Raw genomic sequence first — 23,376 nt, 5'->3', positions numbered from 1 at the left:
GGCGGGTCGCACTGATGGCGATATTGCCCAAACGCTGCGTTGCTCCCACAGACAGCAGCGTAGGTTGCAACGAAACATCCAGTAATATCATTTCGCTCTATAAATACTTTGAACTTTTTATAAGTTGCAGAAAAACAGTGAGTTGCATCGCATTATCATCGTCTAACATTTTTTTTGACGAAATATTGACAAGCTTTTGGCCTACGACTTTAGTCTGAAGTATTCGGGCCCTGTGCGAGCTGGGATCGATGCACGTGCGTTACACCTGTTGCGCACGGTTTACAGGGGCCCTCCGCAACGGGGTGCCTGCTTGCCAAGAAGAGGCCAGAGGTTTCAGCACACGAGTGCTGGGCTACTGAGCCCGGTACACCCAACCAGATTCTGCGCACGTCAACACTGACTGGGCGCGGGAAGGACCCTGTTGCCCTGTGTCATCTCCGGACAGATCGAGGGCAACTGCAATGGCCAATTTCAGCAAGTCGGACCTTGAATTCATCCTCAAACAGATCTTCATCGCTGAGGCACACGCCGATGGCGCCAGCCTGATCGACCTGTTGCCCAACAGCCAGGTACCCTTTGGCCTGCGCACGGTGGATGGCAGCTACAACAACCTGGTCACCGGGCAGAGCGAGTTCGGCGCAGCCGACAACTCGTTCCTGCGCCTGCTCGAAGCGTCTTACCGCGCCAACTATGTCGGCACCGGCAATGTCGTCGATTCGCAACCGCGCACCATCAGCAACCTGATCGTCGACCAGACAGCCAACAACCCGGCCGCCGTCGAGGCCAACGGCGGTGCCGCGCCGGTGATGAGCCCTGGTATCGATGGCGTATTCGGCACCGCAGACGACAAGCCTGTGTTCTTCATCCCGAACGTGTCGCCAGACGCCGGGCTGACCGCCGGCTTCAACGCCTGGATGACCTTCTTCGGCCAGTTCTTCGACCACGGCCTGGACCTGGTCAGCAAGAGCAGCACCGACATCGTGTTCATCCCGCTGCGCCCGGACGACCCTCTGTTCGTGGCCGGCAGCCCGACCAACTTCATGGTGCTGTCCCGCGCCGTGCGCACCGCCGGCGCCGATGGCGTGGTGGGTACCGCTGACGATAGCCAGCCCAACACCACCTCGCCCTTCGTCGACCAGAGCCAGACCTACAGTTCGCATCCCTCGCACCAGGTGTTCCTGCGCGAATACACGGTCAACGCCGCAGGTGAGCCGGTGGCAACCGGGCGCCTGATCACCAACCGTGATCTGGGCGCCGATGGCAAGTTCGGCACCGCCGACGATGGCAACGGCGAAAGCGGTGGCATGGCTACCTGGGCAGTGGTCAAGGCCCAGGCCCGCGACTTGCTGGGTATCAACCTGACCGATGCCGACGTGCATAGCGTGCCGCTGCTGGCCACCGATGCCTACGGCAACTTCCTGCGCGGACCCAACGGCATGCCGCAGGTGGTCATGCGCGTGAACAACGGCGCCGATGGCATTGCTGGCACCGCCGATGACGTCACCCAGCTGGTCGAGGGCGACCGCAATGCACCAATCAGCCTGGCCAATGCCGTGAGCACCGGGCATGGCTTCCTTGACGATATCGCCCACAATGCCGCACCGGTGGTGGTCGGGGGGGCGCTGCAGGCTGACGCCGACACCCTGGTGGGCAACGCGCAGCCGGTCGGGCAGGGTGGCAACAACCTGACCTACGACAACGAATTGCTCGACGCGCACTACATCGCCGGTGACGGCCGGGTGAACGAGAACATTGGCCTGACCGCCGTGCACCATGTGTTCCACTCCGAGCACAACCGCCTGGTGCAGCAGACCAAGGACACCCTGCTGGGCGCGGGCGACCTGGCGTTCCTCAATGAGTGGCTGATCGACGACGTAACCGCTATCCCCACCACGCCTGCCGACATCGCCGCGCTGGTGTGGGATGGCGAGCGGCTGTTCCAGGCCGCCAAGTTCGGCACCGAGATGCAGTACCAGCACCTGGTGTTCGAAGAGTTCGCCCGCACCATCCAGCCGCAGATCGACGAGTTCCTCGCCCCCAACGGCTACGACACCTCGATCAACCCGGCGATCCTCGCCGAGTTTGCCCATGTGGTGTACCGCTTCGGCCACTCGATGCTGACCGAAACCGTCGACCGCTACGACCCGGCGTTCAACCCGGTTTCTGCCGACCCGGCCAACCCCGACCAGCAGTTGGGCCTGATTGCCGCGTTCCTCAACCCGCTGGCGTTCGCCGGTAGCGGGGCCACGGCCGATGAAGCGGCGGGCGCAATCATCCGCGGCGTTACCCGCCAGGTGGGCAACGAGATCGACGAGTTCGTCACCGAAGCCCTGCGCAACAACCTGCTCGGCCTGCCACTGGACCTGCCTGCGCTGAACATCGCCCGCGGTCGTGATACCGGCATCCCCAGCCTGAACGAGGCCCGCCGCGAGTTCTATGCCGCCACCGGCGACAGCCAGCTCAAGCCCTACATCAGCTGGGTCGACTTTGCCGATCACCTCAAGCACCCGGCGTCGCTGATCAACTTCATTGCCGCCTACGGCACTCACAGCAGCATTACCGGGGCCACCACCGAGGCCGCCAAGCGCGCCGCCGCCGTGGCACTGGTACTTGGCGGAGACGGCGCCCCCCTTGACCGCCTCGACTTCCTCAACGGCACCGGTGCCTATGCCAACGTGACGCTGGCCGGCGCGGACGGCATCGCCGGCACGGCCGACGACATTGCCGGGGTGACCGTGACCGGGGTCGACGCCATCGACTTCTGGGTCGGCGGCCTGGCCGAGAAGAAAATGCCGTTTGGCGGCATGCTTGGCTCCAGCTTCAACTTTGTCTTCGAAACCCAGCTGGAAGCGCTGCAGAACGGTGACCGCTTCTACTACCTGTCGCGCACGGCGGGCATGAATTTTGGTACGGAGCTGGAAAACAACTCCTTTGCCAAGCTGATCATGGCCAACTCCGACGTCACCCACCTGTCCAACACCGTGTTCCTCACTCCCACGTTCACCCTGGAAGTGAACCAGGCCAACCAGTTCACCGGGCTGGGCGCCGACGGCAAGGCCGACCCCACTGGCGGCATCGAGATCAACGGGGTTGAAATCGTCCCATTGGTGATCCGCGATAACCCCGATACCGTCGGGCCAGACAGCAACTTCCTGCATTACACCGGTGAAGACCATGTGGTGCTGGGTGGCACCGCGGGCAACGACATCATCATCTCCGGCGAAGGTGACGACACCCTCTATGGCGATGCCGGTGATGACGTGCTCGAAGGCGGCGCCGGCAACGACGCGGTGCTGGGCGGCGCGGGCGACGACATCATCACCGATTCGTTCGGCGACAACCGCCTTGAAGGCAATGCCGGCAACGACGTGATCGTCGCTGGCAGCATGGGGGTTGCCGGTAACCTGATCCTGGGCGGCGATGGCCAGGACTTCATCATCACCACCGAGGACATCAGCACCACCTTCGGTGGCCAGGGCGACGACTTCATCCTCGGCGCCAAGACCAACCTGCCACCTACCGGTAACGAGGGTGACGACTGGATCGAGAAGGGTACCCAGGACGGCGCACCTGGTGACAACTTCGCGCCCTTGCTGGGTGACGAAGTCATTGGCAACGACATCTTCGTCGGGGGCGGCGGCTTCGACGAAATGATCGGTGAGGGCGGCGACGATATCTTCGTCGGCAGCGATGCCCAAGACAAAATGGATGGCATGTCCGGTTTCGACTGGGTCACCAACAAGAATGACCGCGTCGGTGTCACCGTGGACCTCAGCCTGGCCGCATTGGCTCAGCCCCATGGCAACGCGCCTAACCAGAACGCTGGCGTGTTCAACCCGGTGGGCGCTTCGCCGGCATCGATTCTGGACAGGTTCGCCGAGGTCGAAGGGGTGTCCGGTTCGGCCTACGCCGATGTGCTCAAGGGCGACGACGTCGATGCCGTGACCATTCTCAACCATGGCGGCGCCACCGGCAGTGCGCTGACCAACGTGGCGCTGATACGTGGGCTGCAGCAGTTCCTGGCGGATGCCGGCCTGCCCACCACCGGCTTTGCCACCGGCAACATCATGCTCGGCGGCAATGGCAGTGACCTGATCGAAGGCCGGGGTGGCGATGACCTGATCGATGGCGACAAGTGGCTCAACGTGCGCATCGCCGTTTACGCCCCTGGCGACGTCGACCACACCGGCCCGGAAATCGCCAGCTTCGACAGCATGACCGACATGATTCCGTTCATGCTTGACCGCACCTACAACCCCGGCCAGCTCAAGGCCGTGCGCGAAATCCTGCCCGGCACTTCGACCGGCGGGGCCGCCTTCGACACGGCAGTATTCTCTGGGCTACAGAGCGAGTACGTGGTGACCCAGAACACCAAGGGCACCGCCGATGTTGCCGATGACGTCTGGACCGTCACCGATACCGTGGCCGGCCGCGATGGCGTCGATACCCTGTTGCACATCGAACGCCTGCAGTTTGCCGATAGCCAGCGCGTACTGGTGGAGGGGGTGAACGCACAGCCCACCGGCAGCCCGACCCTGCTCGACGGCAACGGCGGTGCGATTACCGTGGGTGACATGCTGACGGTGAGCGTGGCCGCCGTCCGCGACGCCGACAATATCAGTGCGGGCAACCCGACTGGCTCGCTCGCCGACCGTTCGGTGTCCTACTACTGGCAGTTCGAGGCCGACCCGGGCAGCGGTGTGTTCCAGGACATCATCCTGCTACCGGCCGGCGACCTGGCCTTCCAGAGCGCCGATGGCACTTCGTTCAAGGTGTCTCCAGACCTGGCCGGGCTGAGCCTGCGGGTCAAGGCGATCTATCAGGATGCCCATGGCACCACCGAAGTGCTGTACTCGCAGCCTACCACCGTGGTGCAACCGGGCGCGCCCGTGGTGCCGACAGCGGCCACCCCGGTGGTGGATGCCAGTGACGGCGGTGCCGGCCTGCACATGGTGCGCTCCGACCTGAACTTCATCCTCGCGCAAATCAAGATTGCCGAGGCCGATGCCGCCGGGCAGGACATCCTCTCGCTGATCCCCAACGTCCGCGCAGCCTTGGGCCTGCGTGCGGTGGATGGTTCGAACAACAACCTGATGAACCTGAACGGCAACAACAACACCCAATACGGTGCCGCCGACAACGTCTTCCCGCGCGTGACCGACCCGGTATTCAACCCGGCCGAAGGTGCGCCAGCCGGTTTCTTCGGCCCAGGTTCCCCCGCGATCCCGGGCTCGTCGTACCAGCAGACCAGCGGGCCGGTGTTCGATTCGCAGCCACGTACCATCAGCAACCTGATTGTCGACCAGACCTCCAACAACCCGGCAGCCTATGCCGCCGCGTATGACCCGGGTGTCGATGGCGTGCTCAACTTCGGCGCCGCAGGCAACGACGACGTGCTCAAGGATGGCGTGCGCATCGTCGCCAGCCCAGGTATGGACGGCCAGTTCGGCACCACCGACGACCATGACGTGTACCTGTTCGAGAACACCGCTGCCGATGCCGGGCTGTCTGCGCCGTTCAACGCGTGGATGACCTTCTTCGGGCAGTTCTTCGACCATGGCCTGGACCTGGTCACCAAGGGCGGCTCCGGTACCATCTATATCCCGCTGCAACCGGATGACCCGCTGTACGTGGAGGGTGGCTTCACCAACTTCATGGTGGTAACCCGTGCCACCAACCTGCCTGGGCCGGACGGCATCCTCGGCAACGCCGACGACATCCGCGAACACACCAACACCACCACGCCATTCGTTGACCAGAACCAGACCTACAGCTCGCATCCCTCGCACCAGGTGTTCCTGCGCGCCTATGTAATGACTGACGACGGCCCGGTCGCCACGGGACGGTTGATCACCAATCGCGACCTGGGCGCTGATGGCAGGTTCGGCACGGCCGACGACAGCGAGATCGGCGGCATGGCCACCTGGAAGGTGGTCAAGGCCCAGGCCCGCGACCTGCTCGGCATCAACCTGACCGATGCCGACGTCGACAACGTGCCGCTGCTGGCCACCGACGCCTACGGCAACTTCATCAAAGGCCCCAACGGCTACCCGATGGTGGTGATGAAAGGCCTGGACGGTATTGCCGGCACCGCTGATGACCAAGAGGTCGAAGGCAACCCGCTGGCACCGCTCGACTTGACCAACGCCGTGCGTACCGGGCATCAGTTCCTTGCCGACATCGCCCACAATGCCGCGCCGGTGTTCAGTGGCGGCGTGCTGGCGCCGGATGCCGACAACGTGGCCGGCAATGCCGTGCCGGTCAACCCGCAGACCGGTGCCAACCTGGCCTACGACAACGAACTGCTGGACGCGCACTACATCGCCGGTGATGGCCGGGTCAACGAGAACATCGGCCTGACCGCCGTGCATGCGATCTTCCACTCCGAGCACAACCGGCTGGTGGCGCAGACGATGGACACCGTGCTCGACTCGGGTGACCTGGCCTTCCTCAACGAATGGCTGCTCAACCCCGTCAGCGCCTTGCCAGTCACCCCGGCCGAGATCGATGCCTTGGTGTGGAATGGCGAGCGGTTGTTCCAGGCGGCCAAGTTCGGCACCGAAATGCAGTACCAGCACCTGGTGTTCGAGGAGTTCGCCCGCACCGTGCAACCTCGGGTCGACCTGTTCTTTGCCCCGACCCAGGTATACGACGTCGACCTCGATGCCTCGATCGTGGCCGAGTTCGCCCACACCGTATACCGCTTCGGCCACTCGATGCTGACCGAGACTGTCGACCGCTTCGACATCGACTTCAACGTCATCCAGGACCCGGCCAGCGCCAACCCCGACCAGCAACTGGGGCTGATCGCGGCCTTCCTCAACCCGCTGGCTTATGCCGCCAGTGGCGTTACCCCCGAGGACGCCACCAGCGCCATCGTGCGCGGGGTCACCCGCCAGGCCGGTAACGAAATCGACGAGTTCGTCACCGAGGCGCTGCGCAACAACCTGCTCGGCCTGCCACTGGACCTGCCAGCGATCAACATCGCCCGTGGCCGCGACGTCGGTATCCCTTCGCTGAACGCTGTGCGCCGCGAAATCTACGGGCAAACCGGCGATACCCAGCTCAAGCCGTACACCAGCTGGGTCGACCTGGTGCAACACCTGAAGCACCCAGAGTCGCTGATCAACTTCATCGCGGCCTACGGCACCCACAGCACCATCACCAATGCCACCACCCTGCTGGAAAAACGCGCCGCGGCCATGGCCCTGGTGTTCGGCGGCGATGGCGCACCCGCCGACCGCATGGACTTCCTCAACAGCAGCGGCGCCTGGGCCAACGTGACCCTGCCCGGCAAGGACGGTGTACTGGGTACTGCCGATGACCTCAAGGCAGTCACCGTGACCGGTGTCGATGCCATCGACCTGTGGATCGGCGGCCTGGCGGAAGCAAAAGCGCCCTTTGGCGGCATGCTCGGCAGCACCTTCAACTTCGTGTTCGAGAACCAGATGGAGAAACTGCAGGACGGCGACCGCTTCTACTACCTGGAGCGCACGGCGGGCCTGTCGATGAACGCCGAGCTGGAAAGCAACTCGTTTGCCAAGCTGATCATGGCCAACAGCTCGGCCACCCACCTGCCAGGCCTGGTGTTCTCCGACCCTGGCTTCTACCTGGAACTGGACCAGACCAAGCAGTACAACGAGGGCCTTGGCAGCGCCGATCCGCTGGGCGAAAACGGCGAGCAGGTGGTGTTCCGCGACAGCCCGCTGACGGCTGGCCCAGACACCCACTACATCCGCTATGCCGGTGCCGAGCACATCGTGCTGGGCGGCACCAACGGGGACGATATTCTGGTCTCCAGCGAAGGCGACGACACGGTCTGGGGTGATGCCGGCAACGACCGCATCGAAGGTGGCGACGGCAACGACCAGCTGCGCGGTGGGGCCGGCGACGACATCATCAGCGACATGGGCGGTGACGACAACATCCAGGGCGGCGACGGCAACGATGTGTTGCACGGCGGTAATGGCGTCAACCTGATCATCGGCGGTTTCGGCAATGACTTCATCGTCACCGGTGAGGACGCCTCCGAAGCCATCGGCGGCCAAGGCAATGACTTCATCCTCGGCAGCAAGGCCAACGAGCAGGACATGGGCAACGAAGGTGACGACTGGATCGAGAAGGGCACCTCGGACGGCGCGCCTGGCGACAACTTCGACCCGCTCGGCAACGACCCGGTCATCGGCAACGACGTATTTGTCGGCGGCAACGAGAACGACAAGTTCAACGGTGAAGGCGGCGACGACATCATGGTCGGCAGCCTGGGGTTTGGCGACCGTTACATTGGTGGCTCGGGCTACGACTGGGCAACCTTCAAGGACTTGGCCCAGGGCGTGTCCATCGACATGAGCGACCGCTTCTTCGATGTGCCACCGGTACCGGGTTCGGGCGCTTCGACGCTGGTGCGGTTCGACATCATGGAAGGCCTGTCGGGGTCGGCGCATGGCGACTACCTGCGCGGTGACAGCGAAGACGCCACCTCGCTGCCTACTGCAGGTGCTACCGGCAGCGTGCTGACCAACATCAGCCTGATCGACGGCCTGGCCGGCCTGCTGGCGGCCGGTGCGACCTTCTATGACGGCGGCAACATCATCCTCGGCGGCAGCGGCAGCGACTTGCTCGAAGGCCGGGGTGGCGACGATATCCTCGACGGCGACAAGTGGCTGAACGTGCGCATCAGCGTACGCGCCAACCCTGATGGCACCGGCCCGGAAATCGCCAGCTTCAACAGCATGGAGCCGATGGTGCCGTTCATGCTCAATGGCACCTACAACCCCGGCCAGTTGGTGATCGTGCGGGAGATCCTCAGCGGTACCGACCACTTCGACACGGCGGTGTTCTCAGGGGTGTCCACCGACTACAGCGTGGTGGTCGATGGCAACTCGGTGACCGTTACCGACCTGGTGGCCGGTCGTGATGGCGTCGACCACCTGACCGGCATCGAGCGCCTGCAGTTCTCTGACAGTTCGCAGGCCTCTGGCGTCGGTACGGCAGTCAACGCCGGCCCCACCGGCAACCTGGCGATTCTCGATGCTACCACCGGCCTGCGCGATGATACGCCAGTCAGTGGCCAGCTGCTGAGGGTAAGCAACCTCGCCGTGCATGACGCGGACAATGTCAGCGCAACCAATGCGACCGGTGCGGTGAACGGCCCCGTGGCCTACTACTGGCAAGTCGAGGCGCTGCCGGGTTCCGGGGTTTATGAAGACATCACGGTAGTGGCCGCTGGTGAAGCGACACGGGCCACCGGTACGACCTACCGCGTCACGGACGATGTCGCCGGCCTGAACATCCGCGTGCGTGCGGTGTACCAGGATGCCAAGGGCACGCTGGAAATCGTCGATTCGTCGCCGAACAGCGCGCCGAGCGCCGGGCCGACCGTGACCGGGCTGCTGGTGCAGAATCAGACGCTCACCGCCAACCCGGCCACCATCGTCGATGCCGACGGCCTGAGCAACCCTCAGTTCAGCTTCCAGTGGCAGTCCAACCGGGGTGTCGGTTGGGTCAACATCGCTGGCGCCATCAGCAGCACGTTCGTCCTGACCCAGGCGCAAGTGGGGCAGAACATGCGCGTGGTGGTCAGCTACGTGGATGACTTTGGCGTGCAGGAAAGCGTCGCCTCCGACATCCTCGACCCGGTGGCCAACGTCAACGATGCGCCGACCGGTGCGTTGCTGATCAGTGACACCACACCCGACCAGGGCCAGACGCTGACCGCACTCACCGGCGCAATTGCCGACATCGACGGCCTGGGGGCCTTCAGCTTCCAGTGGCAGCAAGGCACCGGCGGCACCTTCGCCGATATCGCCGGGGCTACGGCGGCCACCTTCACCCCTGGCTTCGCCCAGGGTAACCAGCAGCTGCGGGTGATCGTGCGCTACACCGACGGCTTCGGCACCCTGGAGTCGCTGACCTCGGCGGCGACCGCTGCAGTCACCGTGCCACCGGGTGTTGTACTGGTTGGTACCAATGGAGCCAACACCCTGACCGGTGGCGCAGGCAATGACGTGATCTCGGGCTTGGGCGGCAACGACACGCTCAACGGCCTGGGCGGCAGCGACCAGCTGTTCGGTGGCATTGGCAACGACATCCTCAATGGCGGTGACGACCCTGACTTCCTCAATGGCGAGGATGGCAACGATACCCTCAACGGCGGGCTTGGCGCAGATGCCATGAATGGCGGTGCCGGCAACGATACCTTCCTGGTCGACAATGCCGGGGATACCGTCACCGAGGCACTCAATGGTGGCACGGACCAGGTGCAGACCAGCCTGGCCAGCTACACCCTGGGCGCCAACGTCGAGAACCTGACCTATACCGGCAGCAGCGCCTTTACCGGTACCGGTAACGCGCTGGCCAACACCCTCACGGGGGGGGGCGGCAACGACCTGCTCAACGGCGGTGCGGGTGCCGACCGCTTGGTGGGTGGCGTGGGCAACGACACCTATGTGGTGGATGACGCCGGGGATGTGGTGGTCGAGGCGACGGGGGCCGGTACGGACCTTGTGCGTACCACGCTGGCCAGCCACACCATGGCCGCCAACGTCGAGAACCTGGCCTATACCGGGGTGGGCAACTTCACCGGCACGGGTAACGGGCTGGCCAACATCATCGACGGTGGGGCAGGTAATGACACGCTCAGCGGCGACGGCGGTAACGATGTGCTCAACGGCAATGCCGGCAACGACATCCTCAACGGCGACACCGGGAACGACCAGCTGTTCGGCGGCCTGGGTGACGACCAACTGCGCGGTGGGGGAGGTGACGACAGCCTCGATGCCGGTGACGGCAACGACACGTTGCTGGGGCAGGCCGGTAACGACAACCTGAACGGGGGCGCTGGCGATGACAGCCTGGATGGCGGCAACGGCAATGACACCCTGCTGGGCGGCGATGGTAACGACACATTGTTCGGCGACGTGGGTACCGACACCCTGATCGGGGGGGCCGGCAACGACTTCCTCAACGGTGCGGCAGGTAACGATACGGTGGTGGGTGGGGCCGGTAACGACACCATGATCGCCACCGATGGCAACGATGTGTTCCAGTTCGCTGCAGGCTTTGGCAACGACCTGATCATCAATTTCGATGCCATTGCGGCGGGTGGCCAGGACCGGCTGGATATCACCGCCCTCAACATCACCGCAGCCACCTTTGGTGCCAGTGTGACCATCGCCGATGTTGGTGCGGACACCTTGGTAAGCATCGGTGCTGCCGACTCCATACGTTTGGTGGGGGTGGCAGATGCAACCACGGTGACCGCCGCAGACTTCATCCTGGCCGGTTGAGGGGGCGCAGGGGTTAGCTGTTACGGGTACAGCAGGGGGCTGCGCAACAGCCCCCTTTTCCCGCGCAAGGGGTCGCCGAATGTTGCCCCGGGCTTGTCCAGCGACCACGGCAGTTGCTTCGCGTTATACTCCGCGCCTTTTGCCCGTGCCGGAATCCGCCCATGCGCCAGGTTTTGCTCATCGTCGATGTTCAGTCCACCTTCAGCCCGCCCGAGTGGCTGGTCGATGGTTTGCGGCGGTTGTCAGCGAACATTCCCACCATAGCCTCGGTCGAGTTGCACGATGAACAGGTCACGCCGTTCGAACGCCAGCTCGGCTGGCACCCGGCGGCCGAGGACGAGAGCCTGGTCGAGGCCGACCAGGTGTTCGTCAAGCATGGCTATGGGCAAAGTGCCGAAGCTATCGAGTACATCCGGCAACTGGGTGTAGAGCGGGTGCTGGTGTGTGGGCTGCAGACCGAAACCTGCGTGCTGGCCGCCGGCTTTGCCCTGTTCGATGCAGGGCTGATGCCCACGCTGGTGACAGACATGACAATAGGGTCGTCGCTGGACCGCTCGGGCAAGCTGGGTACCGACCTGTGGAAGCACCACTTCCGCCAGGTCACCACCTCGGCCGAGGTGCTGGCTGAACTGGCCGGACGCGAGTAGTGCATGCGCTGGCGGGTCATCTTCGTTCAGACAGAGGTGGCGCGTTCAGCTGGATCGGCTCCACGCGCCTGATGCTGCTTGCGCCTGCGGGTAAACAGCAGACGCAACAGGGTGTTCCAGCAATAGCTCACCAGTACCCCTCCAGCGAGTGCCAGGGCTATCTCGAACAGCGGGTGCCTGAAAACATGCTCCGCTACCGACTCGAACTGGAAATGCGTCAGGTAGATATACAAGGTTGACGAAGCGATCACCGCACCTGCCCGTGCAACCAGGGCGGGTACTGGCACCGAGCGGAACCAGACAAGTGCCAGCATCGCTGGCAGGGCGATGTCGACATAGTGTGTAAACGCTTGCCAGCCAACACCGGCAAGCGCCATCAGGTCCAACTCGCCAACCACCAGCACGGCCACTGCACTGGCCACCCATTTGCGTGAGGTCGTGTCGGCATGGTGCACGGCCATGCCCAGTACCATCACCGCCAGGAAGTGCTGGGGCACCCGGTTGAGCAGGGCGCTGGCGTCGAATACGAACTGGTTGAGGAGCACATCCAGCGCCACCAGTGCACAGGCAGCGATGATCAGCCAGCGAAACGGGTCGGCAATCAGCACCTGGCGCACGCGCCTGATCGACAGCACCAGGCCAATGATCACGATCATCTGCACCAACACTTCGATGTACCAATAGTTGAACAGGCTGACCTCGCTGGCGGGGAACCAGTTGGAAACCAGCAGCAGCGATTGCCAGTGCAGCCGGGCGAATACCAGCTGGATCAATGCGCTGTACAACAGTGTTGGTACCACGATGGCTGCCAGTGGCCTGAGCAGCGTGCGTGCATCGCCACGCGCTTCGATGGCCTTGAGCTGAAAGCGCGCCAGGGCGATGCCGGAGACCAGGAACAGCACCGAGGTTTCGCCGAGTATCGGCCAGTGGTCGAAATCACCCAGGTGGCCGACCACAATCAGGATGATGGCGAGCATGCGGATGAACACCGGCATTTCCATTACCCGCCACGCGCCTTTGGGCGGCGCACTCAGCTCGGCCAGCTGGCACACCGGCAGGGTTTCCCAACGTTCAGGCAGGTGACCGATAAGCGCCTCCAGCACACGCGAGGCCTGCACGAACGACAGCGAGTCGCCGCCCAGTTCGACAAAGCTCAATCTGGCGTCCAGGCGCGGTACCTGGAGGATGCGGGCCCAGGCTGTACTCAGCTTTTCGGCCAAGGGTGACAACGGTGGGTTGATACTGTCGTCAAATGCCGCAGGCAGCGCGCGTTTGTCGACCTTGCCGTTGGGGGTGAGCGGCAGGGCATCAAGGAACACGAACAGCGCCGGAACCATGTAGTCAGGCAGCTGGCCGCTAAGGGCCTGGCGCAGTTCGTCAGCACGGATGGCCTGCTGCGCGACGCAATAAGCCACCAGCCGGGTCGATGCACCCTTGTGGTTGGCCAGGACAACGCATTGCCCTATGTGCGGGTGACGGCAGATGGCGTTCTCGATTTCTGCCAGCTCGATGCGATGCCCCCGGATTTTCACCTGGCTGTCAGCGCGCCCCAGAAAACTGGCGCTGCCATCGGCCAGATAGGTGCCCAGGTCACCCGTGCGGTAACAGCGGTCGGCCGTGTCAGCGGTGAACGGGTTGGCGATGAATTTGGCTTCGGTCAGCCCCGGGTCGCCCCAGTATCCCCGTGACAGGTAGGGGCTGCGGATCAGGATTTCGCCTGTCTCGCCCTCGTTGACCAGCTGGTTGGCCGGGTTGACCACCAGCAACTGTGCATCGGCAATGCCTTTGCCCAGGGGCACGCGGGCATTGTCCATTTCCGGGTCGAGGGTGTGGAAAGCCATGGCCTGTGGGGTTTCGGTGGTGCCGTAGAAGTTCACATTGACGGCATTCGGTGCGATGGCGCGGACCTGCTGGTACTGCGTCGGGCTGAGTGCATCGCCACCCCAGAACAGGTAGCGCAGGTGGTCGAGAACCTGGCCGTTCAGGTGTGCGCCAGTTTCGATCAGCTTGCCCAGCGGCGGGGTGAGGTGGATCACGCTCACACCGTGCTGGTGAAGCCAGCCGGCCAGCCATGAGGGGTCGGTCAGGGTCGACTGGGCCGGGCAGGCAATGGTCGCGCCAAGCGACAGTGGCGTGAACACGTCGCGGTATACCGGGTCGTGGCCCAGGCCAGAAAGCAGCGAGAAGGTGTCGGCCTGGGTAAAAACGTGCTGGCGCACATGCCAGTCGATGAAGTGCACCAGCGGTGCGTGGTGGGTAACGATGCCCTTGGGCTCACCGGTGCTGCCCGAGGTGAAGGTGATGTAGGCCGGCTGCTCAGGGCTGACAGCGGGCAGCGCGACAGGTTGGCCAGCGAAGGCCTGCAGCGCCTCAGCGGGGGCTTCAGGCACCGTGACGACCATGGGCTGGCCGACGTCGACGGTGGCCTCGGCGCAGCGCAGTATCACCGCAGGCTTCAGGGTGCTGACGATTTGCTCGATACGCGCGGCCGGGTAAGCGGCGTCAGCCACGGTGAAGGCCAGGCCGGCACGCAGGCAGCCGAGCATGGCGTATACCAGGGCGGCGCTGCGATGGGTGACGATGACCACACGATCGGTGCCGCTGGCGGCGTTTTTAACCAGAAACGCGGCAATGCCCGCGCTGATCTGCTCCAGTTGGGAGTAGCTGCAGGTTGTGTGCTGGCCAATGATGGCAATGGCCGCCGGGCAGCGGCTGGCCTGCTTGATGAACGCGTGGTGGATGGGCTGTTCGGCACGGTACGCCAGGCACAGCGTCGGGTTCGGGCGCAGGTCCGGCATGATGATCGAGTGCTCCGCAGGAACGTTGGGCTGGCTGGTAGCACAACGCTAGTGCAGGCTGGCTGATGGCGCCAATGCATGATCGCTGCTTGCGATAGCCGGGAGCTCCAGCGCAGCAAGCCAGCCCCCACAAAACCCTGCTAACCCTACGGGTTAGCGGTTGTTCCAGGGGAGCCGCCTTGCGCTGCGACATGGGTTGTCACAGGCCTGGTTTTCAGGCCACATCCACGAGCACGATCTCGCTGTCCTCGATGGCGGTCACCCGCAGCACCGCTTCCTGCTCGATCGCCACGCCATCGCGCGCCTTGGCCCGCAATCCGTTGATCTCCACCAGCCCCTTGGCCGGCACCAGGTAACCCCGGCGTTCGGCATCGAAGCGGTACTCGGCGGTTTCACCGGCTCGCAGGGTGGCAGCCACCAGGCGGGCATCGGTACGGATCTGCAGGCTGTCCTCGTCACCCGCGCGGCCGCTGGCCAAGGTCACGAAGCCCTCACCGCGCTCGCCTTTGGGGAACGGCCGGCTACCCCACTGCGGTGCTTCACCGGTGCGCTCCGGCACGATCCAGATCTGGAAAATACGTGTATCTATATCTTCCAGGTTGTACTCGCTGTGCACGATGCCGGTACCGGCGCTCATGACCTGAACATCACCGGCTTCGGTACGGCCCTTGTTGCCCAGGCTGTCCTGGTGGCTGATCGCGCCTTCACGCACATAAGTGATGATTTCCATGTCGCGGTGCGGGTGCGGCGGGAAGCCGCTGCCGGCTGCGATCAGGTCGTCGTTCCAAACCCGCAGGTTACCCCAGTGCATGCGTGCCGGGTCGTAGTACTCGGCAAACGAGAAATGGTGGTGGGCATCGAGCCAGCCATGGTTGGCGTGGCCGAGGCTTTCGAAGGGTCGCAGTTGCAGCATGGTCGTGCTCCTTGAATCAGTGGAATGACGCCATGATGCGCTATCGAAACATCGAAAATAAGCGTAAATATCGGCTTAAAACAATCTGATTTATAGATGCTTTTTCTGCGGCGTTTTATTCGCTTCATCGCCTAATCCACTGATCTGCAAGCATTCGCTGGCGATTTTTCGTCGATGCGGCGAACATGCCTGCTGTTTTGAATTTCAACGGAGTGACCGTGGCCCACGAGCAACCCCTGGCCCCCGCCGACCTTACCCCTCCTGCCCAGTTGCCCTGGTTTCGCCGCCTGGCCGCCCGCCTGCTGGGGCGTGGCCTGACCCGCCTGCAAGCCCAGCACCGCGACTCGTGGTTCCTCGGCCACGCCACAGGCCAGCGCACTGGCCATGCCGATGGCGTGCGTGAAGGGTTCGAGCGTGGTCGGGTGGAGGGCTATGAAGCGGGGCGCCAGGTGCTGGTGATACGCGATACGCGCCCCGACAGCGCCGCCGTGCCAGGCCAGGATGACAACTTGTTCGACGACTGGCGCCTGCCGTTGACGGCCGAGTTGAAGAAGCGCTTCAAGGCCGATGTCGCCCAGCGTCTGCCCGCCGAAGCCCAGCCCAGCGCCGCGCAATGGAAGCTGATCTTCAGTGACACCCCGTCTACCTGCGTGGTGGCAGGCGCCGGGGCAGGCAAGTCCACGTCGCTGGTGCTGCGCATCCTGCTGCTGCGTCATTACCTGGGTTACGAGCTGGATGCGATGACCGTGGTCACCTTCACCCGCGAATCGCGCAAGGACTTCATCAAGCGCCTGCTGCAGGTGTTCGCCCTCTGGCAGATCAACCTGCAGCCTGTGCAGGCCCGCGAGCTGGTGCGCACGTTCCATTCGCGCATCCTGCCGCTGGTGCGCAGCCTGCCGGGCTTCGGCCAGGTGCGTGCATTTGAAACACTGGGCCACGAGATGCCTGCGGGGCGTGAGGCCGAGGCCGACAGCAACCCGTTCGACCTGCGCCTGAACGATGCCCAGCGCCAGCAGCTGAACCAGTGCTACAGCAGCTTGCTGGGCGAGAGCCCGCGTTTTGCCGAGCTGGTCGGCCAGTTGCGCAGCGAAGCCTTGCAACTGAAACCGCTGGACCCGAACAACCCCGATGTGCAGAAGCGCGCACAGGTGACCCAATTGGCCGCCCAGCGCGACGAAGAACTGTGCGACGTGATCGAGGACCTGTGGTTTGCCGCCGGCGTCTGGCCGATCAAGGGTATCGAGCCCTGCCGCGAAACGGTCGACATCCGTGGCAGCCGCTTCCATGTGCACGGCCGCCTGGAAGGCCAGGGGCCTTTGGTGGTGCTGGGCTTCGACCCCGCACAAAGCGCGCAATACCAGCGCCCCGGCGCCAAGCTGACCGTGCGTGCCGAGTGGGCGGTCAAGCGCACGCTGCTGCAGGCGTTCTGCGACAGGCCGCTGATCTGGCTCGACAACTACGCCATGGCCAGGCGCCTGGCGGCATCGTTGGCGGGCGATGCCGTGGCCGGTCCTGGCTTCGAGTACAAGGTCAAGGGCGAACTGGCCCCGGCGCCGCTGCTGGATGCGTTCGTCGGTGCCGCCAACTTCATCGAAAACCTGGGGTTGGAGGTGAACAAAGCAGTGGCGGCGATGAGCTTTCCGTCCGGCGATAGCGATGCACTGTTCTTCGAGGCCCTGGCGCTGTACTGGAAAGCCCTGGAAGCGCACCTGCTGGACCAGTCGCCGCCGGTGATGAGCTACAACCGCATGTTCGCCCTGTTTGGCGAGAACAACCCAGAAAACCTGCACTTGCTGCCCGATCCGTTGCTGCGGCCGCTGGCGCACCTGATGATCGACGAGTTCCAGGACGTGTCGCCGCAGATCGTCAGCTGGTTGCGTGCCAGCCTCGCTGAAATACGGCGCCGCGGCCCGGCCATGCACACCGGGCGCCATGCCCAGCATTCGTCGTTGCTGTGCGTGGGTGACGACTGGCAATCGATCTACGGCTGGCGTGGCAGTTCGCCCAAGTATTTCATGGAGTTCACCAAGGCTTTCCCGTCGCCGGCCAATACGCGGGTGATGCTGGTCGACAACTACCGCTGCCAGCAACAGGTGATCGATGCGGCCGAGCACCTGGTCAAGGGCACCCCGGCGATTGCCGGCAAGAAAGCCCGCGCCAGTGGCCCGGCGGCCGAGTTGCCCGGCTCGCCGGTCAAGGTGTTCGACCGTGACGAGGCTGCGTTGGGCGAAACGCTTGTCGAGCACTACCAGCGGGGTGAGACGGTCATGATGCTGTACCGCAAGGGCAGTGACCGGGCCTTGATGAACGAGCACCTGCAAAGCGTGCTGCACGCCGAGGCGGCGCTACCGGCCGAACAGCGCCGGCTGCGCCAGCTGACCTATCACAGTGCCAAGGGTTTGCAGGCCGATGCGGTATTCATGCTGGGTGACTGCCAGTACCTGACCAGCTCACCCTACAAGAACCAGGTATACCGCCAGGCCGGGCTGGGCAAGGCAGGTGATGCCCAACCGTTCGATACGGCACAGAAGGAAGAAGTGCAGCGCTTGGCCTACGTGGCGGTGACCCGTGCAGTACAGCACTGCTATTGGCACGTGGAGGCCGCCAATGGTGACGCCGCAGCGGCCCCACGGGCGTCCAGCCAGGTGGACGGCAAGCAGGCCTTCTTCGAAGACCTGCGCGGGCAGTGAGTGGGGTCAGCGGCCGATTGTTTGCGTCTGGCGGGTGAGGCTGGTCAGCAGACCGGTTTCAACCTGCTGCTGCTCGGCAGTCAGCGCGTCAACGCCCTGGCGATACTGCTGCTCGTTGAGCACCACGCGACGTAGCCTGCCGTCAGCATCCACCGGGCTTTCAGGCATCACCCTGGCCAAGGCTCGTCGCACCGAGCTGTCCAGGTATGTCACCGGCTCGGCGGTTTCATCCAGGCAGTAATAGAGGTAATCAAGGCCTGGCCGCCAAAAGTCGGTGATCAGGCTGAACTGGGCCGCATGCTCTCGTTTCAAGTACTCGACCCAGCCCGGCTGCTGGGTCAACCATTGCTCCCGAGCGATGGCATCCCTGTCCAGGGAAAGGACCGCAGCTTTCACCATTTCGATGATTGTGTCGTTGATTCTGGCCGTATTGCGGTACAGCATGCCTCGGCTCGGCTCGGGGTAGTCCAGCGCGCTGGCCAACGACTGGCGCAAGGCCAAACGTACCTCCACATCGTCCACCAGCCCCGTTTGAAGTTCGCTGTCCGGAAAGGCTGAGGGGTCGTCCAGCTCATCGTAGGGGGGGAGGTTTTCATCGAAGGCCCCGTCGAGCAGCGCCTGTTTGCGCAAGGACCTTCTCCAGCTGATGCGATCGGCCAGTTGATTGACCTGACTGCGTCGATACAACTTGCCATACAGGCTCAGTAGATCAGCTGGTCGACTGCCGGCGACGGCTGCGGCTTCGTGGGCCAGCACTTCTATCTCCAAGGCACTGAACGCGTCGGCACCCGCGTCGCCACAGGTTGGCGGGAAGTCGCCGGCCACGGTGGCAAGGCGCTCACGCAGCACGGTGTCGTGGGCAGCGTCATCCAGCAGCTTCCAGACGCGCGCCCTCAGGGCCTCGCCATCACGCTGCGCTTCTGCCGACTGGGCAAGACGTTCGAGTACGCCCAGCAGCGCTGCGTTTTCACCTTGGTCGAACAGGTCGCTCCACAGCTGCTCCTCGGCATTGCTCGCCTCGCCACGGAAAACGCCTTGCCACAGTGGCACGTCTTCTGCGTGCTCGAAGACGTTGACGCCGCTGCTGCCCAGGCGTGCACGTGTCTGGGCTTCCAGGGTGTTGTAGTTGAACAGCCAGCGGCGCTCCGGCAAGTGCGCGGCGACATCGCGGGCAAACGGGGTACGCAGCACACCAGGCAAGTCTGGCAGGGTACGAATGCGGTTGGACGAAAGGTTCAGATAGCGCAGTTGGTACTGGGGCTGGCTCATCAGGACGGTCAGGCTGTCGGGCCACTGCTGCAGTTCGCAACGCTCAAGCTCCAGGTGGACAAGACGGGCCATGAAGCGCAGGTCGGGTGCCAGTTGCAGTGGGTTGCCTGAAAAGTGCAGTAGTACGGGGTGGATCATGTCCTGAAACTGGGCAGCAAGGCTTTCGTCGAGGGTGATTTGATTGTGGGCCAGGCCGAGGGCATCCAGGGGCAAGCGCGTCAGGAAGCCCAAACTGGTGGTGTCGAGTTGCAGCCGGTTGCGGCTGAGCCACAGGAGTCGCAAGCCGGGCATTGCTCCGATGGCCTGTTGGGCGGTGGGTGAAAGGGTGGTCAGGCCATTGTCGGTCAGGCCCAGCTCGCGTAGCCGCGGTGCCGACCTGAGCGCCTCGAACAATGTCTCGGCATCGATGTCCGGGTTGCCGACGATTTCCAGGGTTTCCAGGTTAGGGAAGTTTGCCAGGAAGCTGCCCTCCAGGCGCCGCATCTGCAGCCCCTCGAGCCTGAGATTGCGGATATGCGGCATGCGTGCAGTGAAAGCGGGTAGCGCTTCGAGCTGCATACGGTCCAGTACCAGTGTTTCGGCTTGCGCGCCACCTTCACGGCGGGAAGCGCTCATCAGTCGCTCGGTGCATTGCTGGCGATCAAAGCGCTCTTCAAGGGTGCGGGCGGTGCTTACCCAACGGTTGAGATCTCGGTTGAGAGTACGCTGCTCGACCTCCAGCTGGTTGATCGCACTACCCAGGTCGCCTCCTCGAGCCAGTTCGGCTTGTAGCCCGGTGATTTGCTCGCTGCTGAGTTCGGGGTAGAGCGCCCGGAGTCGACGTGCAGCCGGCAAGGCGCGTCCCTGCAGGCCACGGCCGCTCAGGGGATAGCCCAGCTGGCCGTTGGCCAATCGCAAAGGGGAGCGGAACCTGGGGTTGATGGGCTGTTGGCCAAGCAGTGAGGCGCAGTGCTGGCGATCACCAAGGGCAAGTTGCAGCAACCGGGCCGGGTCAGCCTGCGGGTGCGCGGCTTGCAGCGCCTGCTTGATGCGTAGACTGTCGTCGTTGGCCAGGCTGGGCCTGAACAGGCCGAGGAGGGCGCGGTCAAGCCGCGCTCGAGCTTGCAGAAGACGTGCTTCCTCGGCAACGCGAAGCGGCACCCGTCCGTTTGCCAGGCGTTCCCGTTCGGCGTTGCTAAGGTTGGCAAGCAATTCTTCAAGCGCACTGTCCGGCAGCCCGGGAAACTGCCGGGCGAGGGTTTGTGCAGTGGGTGGGTGTGTGGGACGGCGTCGTTGTTGCAGGCTCTCGAACAGCGCCTCGCGATGCTGTTCCAGGTGTTGCGCGAGCTTGTTGTTCAGTGCGGACGATCGGTGCTCAGTGGGTGTGTCACCGAGCAACTGCTCAATGGCTTCTTCATCCATCTGATCCAGCACGGTCTGGCTCAACTGGCCATTGTCCAGGTCGGTACGGGTAATTTCGATTTCTGTCTGGCCCAGCGTGTGAGGGGGGCCGTAGCGCACCGATTCGCCCCAGGGTTCTGGCCCTTGGTAAACCTTCAGCACGTTCCCCTCGGGCCACCCCGGCAGGCGCAGCAACTCAGGCAAGGCAAAGTTCTTGTACGCAGCCAGCGGCAACCCATGGCGTACGCAGTTGATGATCTGTTGGGTCTGATTGTCCAGTTGCAACCGCTGCAGCGTGTCGATCAACAAAGCGGGTGGACGCAGGCCCGCTGCCTGGGTGCGGCGCAGCACGTCTGGATCGGTACCGGTAGTGCGCATGGCATGGTCCCGTTCGCTGTCGTCCAGGCCTGCGCTATGGCTGCCGAGGCGGCGCGCAAGCTGTTCACGGTCCCATTCCAGAGGCTGTTCATGGGCCAGTTGCCAGCGGGCGTTACCATGATGCAGCAAGCGTGGGGCATAGGCCTGCGCATCCTCGGGGTGGCGCACGCGCCATTGCTGATCAGCGCCCTGAAACACCTCGTACAGGGTCCCATCCAGCTTCAGGTAGGTCTTTCCGTCGACGTGCACATGGCCGAGCAAATCGGGTTGAGCCCCCTCAGGAATAGCCGCCGTGCTCGCATAGGGTTTCATGTCGGGATGCCAAAGCACTTCCTTGTCTTCATGCCATACACTTTTCAGTGCATCGACAAAGCCAGACGCCTGGACGATCCTGGTGCCCACTGCAAAGCCGGCAATCACGCCCGCGTTGATGGCCAATGATTCCAGCTGCGCCAGTGCCTGCCGGGTATCACCTTCTTCCCAGGCCTCGAACCCGGTGAAAACAGAGCTCATCAGGTCGTAAGCAAAAACGCCTAGCATGACCGTGTTCAACCCCGGCACGAAGAACGCGGCGACATTCAGCACGTTCATCCCCAGGTCGAACCAGTACTTCAGACGCTCATTGCGGGCGTTGGCGTCGACTTCGGCGGTAGGCACAGCAATGGTTTTTGCGTCGGCCTTCATGCGCGCAAGGTGTGCGTTGTATAGGTTCGTCCAAGGGTCGGTTCGGATTGGCGAGAGCGTGAAAGGGATCACTGGCATGATTCGGGGTTTGCGTATGCCCGCTTCATCCTTTTCGAACAGCGCAATTTCCAGCTTTACGGCAAGTTCTTTTTGCCTGTCCTTGTAGGCGAAATGCACCAAGGCGCGGCGAAACTCGCTTTGCAATAGCCGGCTGCGCAGGTGCTTGCCCGCTTCCTGACGAGAAGCGAACTCCCTTACCGGGTGCTCGCTGTCGCCAGGGACATACACAATGCAGGGGTTCGTGCGGTAAGGGTTGTCCGGCCCGATGAACAGTATTTCGTGGACGGGGATATCGAACAGGTTGAAGTGCCAGCAATGCAACGCCTCGTTTTCATAGGTGGGGTGAGACTTGCCGTCGCACAGTTGCCCAAGCGCATCGAGCCCGGCCTCGCTCAGCAGGCCTTTGAGCTTGGCGATCAATGCCTGGACCCTCAAGGCCTCACGGTTCGCTGCAATCGACAGGCGCTGGATTTCAGCGCGATTGGCGCCTTCATGGGTTGCAAGCAGATGGTCTTGATAACGTTTGCCAAGGTCCAGCGCCCGACAATGTCTGACGAAGTCCGCCATCGTCAGGCCTGCCAGGGGCGTGTCGCTGCCAGCGGCGTTGGTGAGCCTGCTGTAGGGGCCTACTTCGTCCAGCCCCTCGAAGTTGTGCAGGGCAGCCTCCAGCAAGCTGCGTGTTTGCGGCTGGCCGACCGGGCGAGTAGCCAGCACATCCGCTTCCACGTCCGGGACCAAAGGCGTTTCCACATCGGGAACGCCGACCCAGATGTTGGCCTCTGACTCAAAGGGCTGGAAGACATACTGCGCCCTGTCTACAGGCACATTCAGCTTCAACCGCTCGGTCAACAGCGGGCCGCAGAACGCGATGATGTCCTTGAACTCGCCCAGCGCCTGTTTGACTTGCGCCAGCCGTTTGTTACGGGTTTGCAATGCGTTGTGCAACTGCTCACGCGTTGGCTCATCGGCAGTGGCATACCACGCGTAAGGGCTGCCATCTTCATCGAGATATTCCTTGTACAGGCTCTGCACCACTTTGCGTGTATGCGTGGGTTGGAGCGCCTTGCTCCATTTCGGTAACGATCGGGTTATCTGGCTTTGATGCAACGGTGTCGGGGTTGTCATGGTCACCATCTCTTTTGTGGGGGGAGATAGTCCACGCTGATCAAGGCGCCGGGGTGCGGTAGATAGTTGTTGGCTGCGGTCGGTCCTGCGCATGCGCGGGTCGGTGGCGGGCTGGCAGCGAGGGAGGATCTGCGAGAGGGTGAG

Annotated in this window: 6 protein-coding genes; 3 read left to right on the top strand and 3 right to left on the bottom strand. The window is 63.4% G+C overall.

Annotation, left to right across the window (positions count from 1 at the left end; genetic code table 11):
* Positions 1-461 precede the first annotated feature (461 nt).
* Together PRJ_RS16845 and PRJ_RS16840 are read left to right on the top strand one after the other, a co-directional pair.
* Complete coding sequence (locus tag PRJ_RS16845) at positions 462-11,288, top strand: peroxidase family protein (protein WP_104962022.1); 10,827 nt, start codon at positions 462-464, stop codon at positions 11,286-11,288.
* Between the two features lie 161 nt (positions 11,289-11,449).
* Positions 11,450-11,935: an isochorismatase family protein gene (locus PRJ_RS16840; RefSeq protein WP_020190308.1), complete on the top strand. Its 486-nt coding sequence runs from the start codon at positions 11,450-11,452 to the stop codon at positions 11,933-11,935.
* Positions 11,936-11,961: 26 nt separating this feature from the next.
* On the opposite strand, the gene PRJ_RS16835 is transcribed toward PRJ_RS16840, so the two are convergent.
* Positions 11,962-14,733: an amino acid adenylation domain-containing protein gene (locus PRJ_RS16835; RefSeq protein WP_104962021.1), complete on the bottom strand. Its 2,772-nt coding sequence runs from the start codon at positions 14,731-14,733 to the stop codon at positions 11,962-11,964.
* Positions 14,734-14,947: 214 nt separating this feature from the next.
* Positions 14,948-15,646: a pirin family protein gene (locus tag PRJ_RS16830; RefSeq protein ID WP_010953491.1), complete on the bottom strand. Its 699-nt coding sequence runs from the start codon at positions 15,644-15,646 to the stop codon at positions 14,948-14,950.
* Positions 15,647-15,831: 185 nt separating this feature from the next.
* Between PRJ_RS16830 and PRJ_RS16825 the strand changes: the two genes are divergently transcribed.
* A complete protein-coding gene (locus tag PRJ_RS16825) occupies positions 15,832-18,336 on the top strand; it encodes a UvrD-helicase domain-containing protein (protein WP_104962020.1) in 2,505 nt (834 codons plus the stop codon).
* A 6-nt stretch (positions 18,337-18,342) separates the two neighbouring features.
* On the opposite strand, the gene PRJ_RS16820 is transcribed toward PRJ_RS16825, so the two are convergent.
* On the bottom strand, positions 18,343-23,232 hold the full coding sequence (locus PRJ_RS16820; RefSeq protein WP_371928125.1) for an NEL-type E3 ubiquitin ligase domain-containing protein: 4,890 nt from the start codon (positions 23,230-23,232) through the stop codon (positions 18,343-18,345).
* Positions 23,233-23,376 lie beyond the last annotated feature (144 nt).

It is taken from the genome of Pseudomonas sp. XWY-1 (assembly GCF_002953115.1).
Classification (GTDB): Bacteria; Pseudomonadota; Gammaproteobacteria; order Pseudomonadales; family Pseudomonadaceae; genus Aquipseudomonas; species Aquipseudomonas alloputida.
Note: the sequence above shows the minus strand (reverse complement) of the source record. Positions and strands in the feature narration are given on the sequence as shown.

Excerpts from the sequence above, each read along its gene's own strand:
- PRJ_RS16820 (WP_371928125.1), bottom strand. The coding sequence starts at position 23,232 with ATGACAACCCCGACACCGTTGCATCAAAGCCAGATAACCCGATCGTTA.
- PRJ_RS16825 (WP_104962020.1), top strand. The coding sequence starts at position 15,832 with ATGCCTGCTGTTTTGAATTTCAACGGAGTGACCGTGGCCCACGAGCAA.
- PRJ_RS16835 (WP_104962021.1), bottom strand. The coding sequence starts at position 14,733 with ATGCCGGACCTGCGCCCGAACCCGACGCTGTGCCTGGCGTACCGTGCC.
- PRJ_RS16830 (WP_010953491.1), bottom strand. The coding sequence starts at position 15,646 with ATGCTGCAACTGCGACCCTTCGAAAGCCTCGGCCACGCCAACCATGGC.
- PRJ_RS16845 (WP_104962022.1), top strand. The coding sequence starts at position 462 with ATGGCCAATTTCAGCAAGTCGGACCTTGAATTCATCCTCAAACAGATC.
- PRJ_RS16840 (WP_020190308.1), top strand. The coding sequence starts at position 11,450 with ATGCGCCAGGTTTTGCTCATCGTCGATGTTCAGTCCACCTTCAGCCCG.